The following is a 10,767-nucleotide window of genomic DNA, read 5'->3' as shown; positions in this document are numbered from 1 at the left end:
GAGTACCACACCATGGGCGGGGGGGCGCCGGTGGGGCCCCCCCCCACGCCCATTTCACAACTGCTACTTGGGGCTTGCTGCGGACTCCACCTTGATGGAGCCGTCAATGATGCCCTTCTTGATTTCCTCAAGCTGGGACTTGGTGTCTGCACTGACCTCGGCGTCGAAATCGTGGAACGGGGCCAAGGCTACACCCTCATTTTCCAAGGTGCCAACGTACGGGGTGGGGTCAAACTTGCCGTCGACGTCGTCGGCAACAATGGACTCCACGGCTTCACCCATGGTCTTGATGACCGAGGTCAGCAGCACCTCCTTGTAGGCGGGGGCCGTGAGGTAGCCGTCGGAGTCGACCCAGATCAACTTGGCGTCCTTGCCGGAGCCGTTGGCAGCCAAAATGGCATCGCCTGCGCCCTTGCCCAGCGGGCCGGCCACCGGCATGATCACATCGGCACCTTCGGAGAGCAGGTTGTTGGTGATCTTGGTGCCCTCCTGAATGATTTCAAAGGTGTTGGCGAAGGAGCCCTGCTGCGTCTTGGCGTCCCAGCCCAAAAGGGCCACGTCCTTGCCCTGCTTCTCGTTGTAGTAGTCCACACCGGCAGCAAAGCCGTCCATGAAGATGGTCACGGTGGGGATGTTGATGCCACCGAAGGTGCCCACCTTGCCGGTCTTGGACGTGGCGGCGGCGGTGTAGCCGGCCATGAAGGCAGCCTGCGCCGTGTCATACACGATCGGCTTGACGTTGGGGGCATCAATGCTGTTGTCATCGACAATGGCATAGTGCAGGTCCGGGTTGTTCTTGGCGGCCTCGCCCGTGGCCTCGGCCAGCAGGTAGCCCACGGTCACCGTCAGATCGCAGCCGGCGCTGGCCATGGTGGCCAGGTTCGGGGCAAAGTCGGAGGTGCTGGCAGACTGGGCTTCCTTCATTTGGATGCCCAGATCGGCCACGGCCATTTCCAGGCCCTCGTAGGAGGACTGGTTGAAGGACTGGTCGTCGAATCCGCCGGAGTCGGAGACGATGCAGCCCAGGAAATCGGCGGCAGCGGGGTTGGCGCCGTCCTCGCCGCCCGGTGCCGGCGGAGCCTCGCCGCAGCCGGTGAGCATCAGGGCAAGCGCGCTGAGCGCGACGGTTCCAACAACTGTGCCGCGCTTGGCGGTTGAGAGAAGCAGGTTTTTCAAGATTCCTCCATGGGGTGTATGGCCACTGTGCAGGAAAGGACGCCCCACGCTGGCCGCGTCATGGGCCGCACCCCCGCTTCGAAGAAATCCGGTTGGCTGGGTCCAGGCACGCGTGCAGTGGCGCACCCCTGCATTGCGGTGCTAGAAATACCCTAGTGTGCTCTTGCTACTGCTTGGTAGAGTACCGCGTTTTCCACGCCGCATTGTTGGGCAACCGTTATATAAGCCCTGCCGCCGCCGGCCGCTCCTAGTGCTCGGCGGGGGCGCGAAGGGTACGCAGTGCTGCGGCCGTAAGGACCCGGATTCCCACCGACAAGGCGCGTTCGTCGACAATGTAGTCCCCGCGGTGCAGATCGTATTCCTCACCGCCGGGCACATGCGTGCCCAGCCGCATCAAGGTCCCCGGGATGCCCTGGAGGAACCAGGCAAAGTCCTCCCCACCCATGGACTGGGGGGCCAGGACCACTGAATCCTCCCCCAGTTCATTGCGCGCCGCGGCCTCCACCACCGCCGTTTCATGTTCGGAGTTGACCACCGGCGGCACGCCCCGGGTATGTTCCAGGCTCACTTCGACGCCGTACGGCGCGGCGACCTGCTGCACCACGTGGTCGAGCAGTTCGCCGGCAGCGTGCCAGGCCTCCCGGTCCAAACAGCGCATGGTTCCGCTCAGCACGCCGCTGGCGGGGATGGCGTTGGGCGCCGAACCGGCATTGAGCTGGCCCCACACCACTGAAACACCGCTGCGGACATCGACGCGGCGCGAAAGCACCGCCGGGACGTTGATGGCTATCTGGGCCAGGGCAAAAACCAGGTCCTCGGTCAGGTGCGGGCGCGAGGTGTGGCCGCCGCGGCCTGCCAGTTCGATTTTTATGGTGTCCGAGGCGCTGGTGATGGGGCCGATGCGGGTGCCGATCCTGCCCACCTCGATCCGCGGATCGCAGTGCAGTGCCATGATGCGGGGAACGCCGTCGAGCGCGCCCTGGTCAATGCAGGCCAGGGCTCCGCCGGGCATGGTTTCCTCGGCAGGCTGGAAAATGATCCGCACGCGTCCGCCCAGCGGGCTGTGTTCATGCATTTTGGCCAGCACCAGCGCGATCCCCAGCATGGCGGCGGTGTGGAAATCGTGGCCGCAGCCATGGGTGACCCCGTGGTTGCGGGAGGCAAAGGGCAGCTGGGTTTCCTCCACAATGGGCAGGGCATCAATGTCCCCGCGCAGGGCCGTGGCAATGGGCCCCTCCCCCACATCCACAATCACACCGGTGCCGGCCAGGCGGCGCGGGGACAGGCCGGCGTCGCGGAGGCGGTCATAGATCTTGTTGGTGGTGCGGAACTCCTGAAACGACAGTTCCGGGTGGGCATGGAGGTCGCGGCGGAACTCAATGACCTCATCCAACAGAGGTTCCAGCCAGGGGCCGATGAGTTCAGTTGCTTCTGTTTCCAGCGAGTAGTTGCGCACCCCACAAACTCTAACCATGTCCCCCCGTCATGTCCGCATTGGCGGACGCCGCGTTACATCCGCGCCTGCGCAGGCGCCTACAGCACGCCCGTCTCGCCCTGTGCCTTCAAACCGTCCACGGCTTTCTTGACCAGTTGCGAATGCGCCCGGGTGGTGACCAGCAGGGCATCCGGGGTGTCCACCACCACCACGTCCTGAATGCCAATCAAGGCAATCACGCGGGTGGTGTCGGTGACCACAATGCCTGTGCTGTCCTCGGTGAAGACGCGTGCGCCTTCACCGATGACCTTGACGTTTTTGTTCTCGGCGGCGCTGCTCAGCCGTGCAATGGCGGCGAAGTCCCCCACGTCGTCCCAGCTGAAGTCCGCCGGTATCACCGCCACGTCACCGGCGTCGGCCGCCGGTTCCGCCACCGCATAGTCAATGGCAATTTTGGGCAGGGTGGGCCACACCCGGTTCTTCACCGCCACCCGCTCCGGAGTGTCCCAGGCGAGGGCCATTTCCATCACACCCTCATACAGGGTTGGTTCATTGGCTTTGAGATGGCGCAGCATCAATTCCACCGGGGCCACGAACATGCCGGCATTCCAGCTGTAGTCGCCGCTGGCAAGGTACTTTTCAGCGATCTCCTCACTGGGCTTTTCCACGAATTCCTCCACGGCGTGGGCACTGGGCGCACCCTTCACATTCAGGGCAGCGCCCATGCGGATGTAGCCAAAGCCCGTGGAAGGGTGTGTGGGCTTGATGCCAATGGTGACGATCTTTCCCGTGGCCGCCGTCCGGATCGCCTCACGGACGGAGTCCTGGAACTTTTCCACCGGACTGATGACCTGGTCGGCCGCGAAGGAGCCCATGATGGTGTCCGGGTCCCGGGTGTACAGGATCGCGGCGGCCAGGCCAATGGCGGCACCGGAATCCTTCGGTTCGGTCTCCAGGACCAAATTCCCATCCGCCACCTCCGGCAACTGGCGGCACACGGCCTCCCGGTGCGCCTCACCCGTCACCAGCAGCACCTTGGACCCGCTCAGCGGCTCCAACCTGTCGTAGGTGGCACGGATCAACGTGCTGCCGCTGCCTGTGAGGTCATGCAGGAACTTCGGTGCGGCAGCACGGGACAAGGGCCACAGCCGGGTGCCCACGCCACCGGCCGGTATCACTGCATAAAACCTGTCCAGGGGATCCACACTGGACAGCCCGGGCTCAACCAAATTTTGCGTATTCATCAGCTCTACCCTAGGCGATCCAAACTCACCGCCCATGGCGGGGCGCAATTTTCCGTGAAAGTTCCACCCCAGGGGGCAGAGAAAATTCCACCGTCGGGCCCGCAAAAATGCCGCTTGCAGCAGCTGGCGGAAACGGTTGCGTGCGTTTGTGTCCGGAGTGTGATTTGCTGCACAGAGCAAGGAGTGCCTAAGTTGAATATGCTCTTGGCTAAGCCTAAATTTAGGCATAAGTATGAGTGCTCAGGCCGTGTGCGTTTCCTTCGCGTGGAACCACGCCAGCGCAACGGTGACGCAGGGAAGGTTTATTCAGTGCCGACAAAACCAGCTGGCACTCTGTACCGCGGCCGTGAAGGCATGTGGTCCTGGGTGGGACACCGCATAACAGGTGTCGTGATTTTTATTTTCTTGTTGGTGCACGTCTTGGATACCTCATTGGTGAGGGTTTCCCCTGAGGCGTACACAGCAGTCATTGGGGCCTACAAAAACCCCATCATGGGTTTGGGTGAAGCCGGCCTCGTTGCAGCGATCGTCTTCCACGCCTTCAACGGCCTGCGCATCATTGCCATTGACTTCTGGAAGAAGGGACCGAAGTTCCAGCGCCAGATGCTGTGGGGCGTTTTGGCACTGTGGGCCGTGACGATGATTCCCTTCCTCATCCGCCACCTCAGCATTGTTTTCTCAAATATTTCCGGGGGCCACTAAATGAGCACCGAATCCATCGCCGCACCACGTTCCGACAGCGCCCGCTCCCCCAAGTACAGCCGCAGCAAGGGCTCGGGCTCCAGCTTTGAAATGGTTGCCTGGCTCTTCATGCGCCTCTCCGGGGTGGTGCTGATCGTGCTGATCTTCGGCCACCTGTTCGTGAACTTGATGGTGGGCGAAGGCATCCACGCCATTGACTTTGGTTTTGTGGCCGGCAAATGGGCCGATCCCTTCTGGCAGGTCTGGGACCTGGCCATGCTCTGGCTGGCGATGCTGCACGGCACCAACGGGGTGCGCACCATCATCAACGACTATGCCGAGCGCAACCGCACCCGCATGACCCTTAAAACGGTCCTGTATATTGCCTCCACCGTGATCATTGTGCTGGGCACCTTGGTCGTCTTCACCTTTGACCCGTGCCCTCCCGGCGCCGTCATTGATCTTCCTTCCTTCTGCCCCGTCCCCTGATTTCCAGGTCCTGACGCCGCGTCCCCGTATTTCCCCAGGGGCCGCGGCGCATGATCCGGCCAGCGGGCCGGCGGAGCAAAGTGAACACCAGCATTTAGTGCAGTAAAGAGAGAAAGAGCATCCAGTATGCAGGTCCACCAATACGACGTCGTGATCGTCGGGGCCGGTGGCGCAGGAATGCGTGCCGCCATTGAATCCGGCCAGCGGGCCCGCACCGCTGTCCTCACCAAGCTCTACCCCACACGCTCCCACACGGGTGCAGCCCAGGGCGGCATGTGCGCAGCCCTGGCCAATGTGGAAGAGGACAACTGGGAGTGGCACACCTTTGACACCGTCAAGGGCGGTGACTACCTGGTGGATCAGGACGCGGCGGAGGTCATGGCCAAAGAGGCCATTGACGCAGTGATTGACCTTGAAAAGATGGGCCTGCCGTTCAACCGCACGCCCGAGGGCCGCATTGACCAGCGCCGCTTCGGTGGCCACACCCGTGACCACGGCAAGGCCCCCGTGCGCCGCGCCTGCTACGCAGCGGACCGCACGGGCCACATGATCCTGCAGACCCTGTACCAAAACTGCGTCAAGCACAACGTTGAGTTCTACAACGAGTACTACGTGCTCGATTTGTTGACGGTTGATGAGGAAGCCACCCGCGAGGATGGCAGCACCTACCTGCAGAAGAAGACTGCCGGCGTGGTGTCCTACGATCTGGCCACCGGCGAACTGCATGTCTTCCAGGCCAAGAGCGTTGTCCTGGCCACCGGCGGCGCCGGCAAGGTCTTCAAGACCACTTCCAACGCCCACACCCTCACCGGTGACGGCATGGGCATCGCCTTCCGCCGCGGCATCCCCCTGGAGGACATGGAGTTCTTCCAGTTCCACCCGACAGGTTTGGCCGGTTTGGGCATCTTGCTCTCCGAGGCCGCCCGCGGCGAGGGCGCGATCCTGCGCAACTCCGACGGTGAGCGCTTCATGGAACGTTATGCCCCCACCATCAAGGACCTCGCCCCGCGCGACATTGTGGCCCGTTCCATGGCCAACGAGGTTCGTGAAGGCCGCGGCTGTGGCCCGAACAAGGACTACGTCCTGCTTGACCTCACCCACCTGGAACCGGCCCACATTGACGCCAAGCTCCCGGACATCACCGAATTTGCCCGCACCTATTTGGGTGTTGAGCCGTACACGGAGCCGGTCCCCGTGTTCCCCACGGCCCACTACGCCATGGGCGGGGTGCCCACCAACATCAAGACCGAGGTTCTCCAGGACAACGACACCGTGGTCCCGGGCCTCTACGCCGCGGGCGAGGTGGCCTGCGTTTCAGTGCACGGCTCCAACCGCCTGGGCACCAACTCGCTGCTGGACATCAACGTCTTTGGCAAGCGCGCAGGTGTGGCAGCAGCCGAATATGCCCTGACCGCCGACTTTGTGGAACTGCCGGAGAACCCGGAAGCTGCCACCGTGGCCCTGCTGGACCACGTGCGTGTCTCCGACGGCGGCGAGAAGGTGGCCTTGATCCGCAAGGATCTGCAGGACACCATGGATGCAAACATGCAGGTGTTCCGCACCGAGGAATCATTGAACCAGGTGCTGTCGGACATTGCCGCGCTGGAGGAACGTTATTCGCGCATCAGCGTGCAGGACAAGGGCAAGCGCTTTAACCTTGACCTGCTCGAAGCCGTGGAGCTGGGCTTTTTGTTGGAGTTGGCCAAGGTCATGACGGTGGCTGCGCTGCACCGGAACGAATCCCGTGGCGGCCACTACCGTGAGGACTTCCCGGAACGCGATGACGTGAACTTCATGAAGCACTCCATGGCTTATTTGGACGCTGCGGTCACCGTGGAAAGTTCCGCCGAGTCCATTGCCGGGATCCGTTTGGAGACCAAGCCAGTAGTTGTAACCCGATACCAGCCGATGGTGAGGAAGTACTAATGAGCACCATGGAAACTGAGCTCCCGGAGCCGGCATCCAAGATTGAACTGCCAGCGCACCTTGGTGGCGGCGGCGGTGAAATCCCCACCTTTGACGTCACCTTGCGGGTGCGGCGCTACGATCCCGAGTTCTCGGCAGAGTCCAAATGGGAAGATTTCACCATGACCATGTACGGCACCGACCGCGTGTTGGATGCCCTGCACAAGGTCAAGTGGGAGCAGGACGGTTCGCTGTCCTTCCGCCGCTCCTGCGCCCATGGCGTGTGCGGTTCCGATGCCATGCGCATCAATGGCCGCAACCGTCTGGCGTGCAAGACCCTGCTGAAAGACCTTGACACCTCCAAGCCCATCACCGTGGAACCCATCAAGGGCCTCCCGGTGGAGAAGGACTTGATTGTGGACATGGAGCCGTTCTTCCAGTCCTTCCGCGAGGTCATGCCGTTTTTGGTCAACCGTGGCCACGAACCCGCCAAGGAGCGCCTGCAGTCGGTGGAGGACCGTGAGCGTTTCGATGACACCACCAAGTGCATCCTGTGCGCCGCGTGCACCTCATCCTGCCCTGTCTTCTGGACCGATGGACAGTACTTTGGCCCGGCAGCCATTGTCAACGCCCACCGCTTCATTTTCGACTCCCGTGACGACGCCGGCGACATGCGCCTGGAGATCCTCAATGACAAGGAAGGTGTGTGGCGTTGCCGCACCACCTTCAACTGCACCGAAGCCTGCCCCCGTGGCATTCAGGTGACGCAGGCCATTGCCGAGGTCAAGCAGGCCATTCTGTCCCGTCAGATCTAGCCCAGCCTTACGGCTGTGCCACGACGCCGCTTCCCAGTATGGGGGGCGGCGTTTTGTGCACCCGGCGGTGGGGTCGGGCCTGTTCGCGCCGCCTTGCGGGCCCGTTCGCGCCGCCTTGCGGGCCTGTTCGCACCGAGTCCGATGCAGCACCGTCCAGTCAGACGCGGCGCTACGTCGGAATGAATGTGCCTGGGTCTGATTCGACGCGTGGGCAGATATCCACAGATTTCCGGGGCTTCGTTAGAGCACACAATTAGCGGCAATGCTGGTTCCATGACCCAGTCAAACACCTTCCCCGAACCAGACACCGGAACAACCCCCGCCTTCGGGCCTCCTGGCCCTCAAAACAGCCAGCCCGACACCGCAGAACATGATCCAGTGGCAGCCAGGTTTTTGGCGGCGTTTCCCGCCACCCGGGTTGCCTGGCGTACCGTGCACTTCCACGAGGCTGGTTTCAGTGATCGTGCCATTGGGCGTCTGGTGGCCGCTGGGGCGCTGATGCGGATCCACTACGGTACCTATGTGCGGCGCTCCCACTGGGATTTACTGTCCGTGGAGGCCCAGGAACGCACCTTCATTGTGCTGCACGACTTTGGCACCCGGGGCCGCACCGCCGCCGGGTTCATATACAGCCATGCCTCCGCGGCCCGTCTTCACCGGCTCAAGCTTTGGCGGGCGGACAAACTTCTTCACATCACTCAAACCACCAAACCCTCAAGCACGGGCTGCAATGCACGCACACGGATCCATACCGCGCCACTTGCTCCCTGCGATGTCACTGCAATAGCTGCCCTGCGTGTCACCACCTTGGAGCGGACAGTGGTGGATTGCTGCCTGACCATGAGCTACAAACAGGGACTGATCGTTGCAGATGATGCCTTGCGGCGCGGCGCTTCCCTGCCACTCCTGCAGCACATGGCTGCAGGGTTGCCACGCCACCGCGGCGTGCGGAATTTGAGAAAGGTCTTGGCACATGCTGACGGGCGCTCCGAATCCCCCGGCGAAACTCTCACCCGCGACCTTCTCCGTGAACTCGGGATTGAGCCACCGCTGCTGCAGCATTGGATTGACACGCGCAGAGGCCGTTACCGCGTGGACTTTGCCTGGCCAAGGAAACGTGTGGTGCTCGAATTTGACGGACGGGTAAAGTACTTTGACTACGGACCCACAGATGAAGCCGTGTTCTTGGAGCGCAAACGCGAAAGGGCCCTCATGGAGGCGGGCTGGAAAGTTTTGCGGATTGAGTGGAAAGATCTGTTCAACGAGGGGGCTTTTAGGGCCAGGGTTCTCGCAGCACTCGGCAGCTGAGGCCGAGTCAGACCCAGCACTGTCGACTCCGACGCAGCGCTGCATCCTCATCGACAGGCCTGGGTCTGACTCGGCGCACCGCAACGGCGCACCGCAATGGCGCACCGGCTCGGACCCGGGTCAGCGGGATGGTCTGCGCGGGCGCCTGTCTGCCGCCAGCACCGCGGCAATGGCCGCCGACATCAAGTACACCTGGCTGAGCAGGAAAAACCACACAAACAGTCCCAGAATCACGGCAAAGGGCGCCAGGAGCGGATTACTGGTGATCCCAGTGAGTGCCGTTCCGCTGAAAAAACGCAGGATGGTGGCCCCGGAACCGGAAAACAGGGCCGCCAGCAGCAGCACCCGTCGGGGCATGCGGACCCGCGACGCCATGGAAAACATGATCATGGCCACAGCCACATCCAAAACCAGCATCAGCAGAATGGAGCTCAATTGGGCGGTGGCACTGGTGAGGAATGCCCCCCAGGCCAAAAAGTCACCCACACCGTCCGTGGCGGCCGTGCTGAGCAGCCCCAGGACGCTGGTGAGGACCAGGGCCACGGCCAAAACCAAGAGCGTCTTCACATCTCGAATCTTCGAGAGCACGGGGTTGGTGCGGTCCCTGGCCAGGCCCAGCAGGGAGCGGATGCCCTCCCGCAAACCGTTCACCCAACCCATGGCCGTGAACAGCAGCGCCGCCAAGGACACCAGCAGCGGAACGCCCACTTCGCCGTTGCCCAAAAGTTCTTCCGGGGTGGCAAGTCCACCGCCGCCGGTGTCAATGAGTCCAGGCGTGCTGGTGGCAACCATCCCAATAACGGCATCGCGCAGCACAATATTGCCGGCGGCAACGACCCCAAAGATTAAAAAGCCCGCCACCAGCATGGCTCCCACGGAGAAAAACATGAGGTAGGCGGCGCCGGCGGCCAGCACGGGACCCCGACGCCGGGTGTAAAGGTTCCATACCCGCACAGGGAAGAGCACGGCGGCCCGCGCGTTGAGCCAGGCCAGCAGGGACAGGGCCCGCTGCACGGGTGGCCCGTCACGGCGTGCAGCAGTGAAGCCGCGGCGCTTCTCCCCGGCCCACACAGCCAGCGCCCGTCGATCCAAGGGACTCGGCGGTGCCTTGTCCGGGGCCGCCAAGGGCGGTTTGGCGCTCACGCCCGGAGCGGACACCCCCGGAGCGGACAACCCCAGGAAACGGCCACCCGCTGCGGCCGCTTCCTCGTTTTTATCCCGCGCCCCCAAGCGCCAACTCCTCACGCAGAGCCCAGGCGCCGTCGAGGTAGTCGAACAGGCCAATGCTGTTCACCTCGAATTCCGCCGCGAAATCGGCCAGCTGCGCCTTGGCATTGTCCATCACTGCCGCATCAAGGTCATGTGCAACTGTCAGGTGCGGGTGGAAATCGTAGGCCAGCAAATGTTCAATGGGTCCGCGCAGCAGCTCCCGGTGCAGCTGCGCGCACTGGTGCGCACCCTCATCCACCCGCAAAAACACCACCTGGGACACCGGCGCAAAGCTGCCTGTGCCCCGCAGGGAAATCCGGAACGGTTCGGTCAGCGCCGCCACCGCGCGCACGTGCTTGGCGGCCGCCTCCCAGGGCCCGCTGGCGCGCCCCGAGACCAGCGTGATGTGCGGCGGGACGACGGCGGCCTCCGCTCCCCCGTAGTCGGCCCGCCGTGCGCTGAGCTCCTGGGCAAGGGCTGCCGGCAAGGAAATGATGACCCCGAG

At 63.1% G+C, this 10,767-nt stretch carries 10 protein-coding genes; 5 read left to right on the top strand and 5 right to left on the bottom strand.

All coding sequences use genetic code 11. The features are described 5' to 3' along the window. Positions 1–63: 63 nt before the first annotated feature. The 3 genes from ACFUCV_RS04250 to ACFUCV_RS04240 all read right to left on the bottom strand — a co-directional run bounded on the left by ACFUCV_RS04250 (position 64) and on the right by ACFUCV_RS04240 (position 3,855). Positions 64–1,176, bottom strand: a complete 1,113-nt coding sequence (locus ACFUCV_RS04250; RefSeq protein ID WP_380812349.1) for a BMP family protein — start codon at positions 1,174–1,176, stop codon at positions 64–66. 247 nt (positions 1,177–1,423) lie between these two features. Beyond that, positions 1,424–2,632 carry an amidohydrolase gene (locus ACFUCV_RS04245; protein WP_380812347.1) on the bottom strand — a complete coding sequence of 403 codons (1,209 nt, stop codon included), beginning with the start codon at positions 2,630–2,632 and terminating at the stop codon, positions 1,424–1,426. A gap of 77 nt (positions 2,633–2,709) precedes the next feature. After that, on the bottom strand, positions 2,710–3,855 hold the full coding sequence (locus tag ACFUCV_RS04240; protein WP_380812345.1) for a mannose-1-phosphate guanylyltransferase: 1,146 nt from the start codon (positions 3,853–3,855) through the stop codon (positions 2,710–2,712). Between the two features lie 309 nt (positions 3,856–4,164). On the opposite strand from ACFUCV_RS04240, the gene sdhC reads away from it, so the two are divergent. From sdhC to ACFUCV_RS04215, 5 genes are all read left to right on the top strand, one after another. Next, a complete protein-coding gene (gene sdhC / locus ACFUCV_RS04235; protein ID WP_380812343.1) occupies positions 4,165–4,557 on the top strand; it encodes a succinate dehydrogenase, cytochrome b556 subunit in 393 nt (130 codons plus the stop codon). Continuing rightward, entirely contained in the window at positions 4,558–5,025 is a 468-nt protein-coding gene (locus ACFUCV_RS04230; protein ID WP_380812341.1) for a succinate dehydrogenase hydrophobic membrane anchor subunit, read from the top strand. It abuts the gene before it with no gap. 126 nt (positions 5,026–5,151) lie between these two features. Further along, positions 5,152–6,951, top strand: a complete 1,800-nt coding sequence (gene sdhA, locus ACFUCV_RS04225) for a succinate dehydrogenase flavoprotein subunit (RefSeq protein WP_380812339.1) — start codon at positions 5,152–5,154, stop codon at positions 6,949–6,951. 8 nt (positions 6,952–6,959) lie between these two features. Beyond that, positions 6,960–7,745, top strand: coding sequence for a succinate dehydrogenase iron-sulfur subunit (locus ACFUCV_RS04220; RefSeq protein WP_380812378.1), 786 nt, complete (start codon positions 6,960–6,962; stop codon positions 7,743–7,745). A 273-nt stretch (positions 7,746–8,018) separates the two neighbouring features. Next, positions 8,019–9,053, top strand: a complete 1,035-nt coding sequence (locus ACFUCV_RS04215; protein WP_380812337.1) for a hypothetical protein — start codon at positions 8,019–8,021, stop codon at positions 9,051–9,053. Positions 9,054–9,173: 120 nt separating this feature from the next. On the opposite strand, the gene ACFUCV_RS04210 is transcribed toward ACFUCV_RS04215, so the two are convergent. Further along, a complete protein-coding gene (locus ACFUCV_RS04210) occupies positions 9,174–10,196 on the bottom strand; it encodes a YihY/virulence factor BrkB family protein (RefSeq protein WP_380812335.1) in 1,023 nt (340 codons plus the stop codon). A gap of 70 nt (positions 10,197–10,266) precedes the next feature. Continuing rightward, on the bottom strand, positions 10,267–10,749 hold the full coding sequence (locus ACFUCV_RS04205; RefSeq protein WP_380812333.1) for a 2'-5' RNA ligase family protein: 483 nt from the start codon (positions 10,747–10,749) through the stop codon (positions 10,267–10,269). Positions 10,750–10,767 lie beyond the last annotated feature (18 nt).

The organism is Specibacter sp. NPDC057265 (assembly GCF_042668835.1).
Taxonomy (GTDB): Bacteria; Actinomycetota; Actinomycetes; order Actinomycetales; family Micrococcaceae; genus Specibacter.
Note: the sequence above shows the minus strand (reverse complement) of the source record. Positions and strands in the feature narration are given on the sequence as shown.

What these genes read in the sequence shown, in the direction of transcription:
- ACFUCV_RS04240 (WP_380812345.1), bottom strand. Translation starts at nt 3,855, where the DNA reads ATGAATACGCAAAATTTGGTTGAGCCCGGGCTGTCCAGTGTGGATCCC.
- ACFUCV_RS04215 (WP_380812337.1), top strand. Translation starts at nt 8,019, where the DNA reads ATGACCCAGTCAAACACCTTCCCCGAACCAGACACCGGAACAACCCCC.
- ACFUCV_RS04230 (WP_380812341.1), top strand. Translation starts at nt 4,558, where the DNA reads ATGAGCACCGAATCCATCGCCGCACCACGTTCCGACAGCGCCCGCTCC.
- sdhA (WP_380812339.1), top strand. Translation starts at nt 5,152, where the DNA reads ATGCAGGTCCACCAATACGACGTCGTGATCGTCGGGGCCGGTGGCGCA.
- ACFUCV_RS04220 (WP_380812378.1), top strand. Translation starts at nt 6,960, where the DNA reads ATGGAAACTGAGCTCCCGGAGCCGGCATCCAAGATTGAACTGCCAGCG.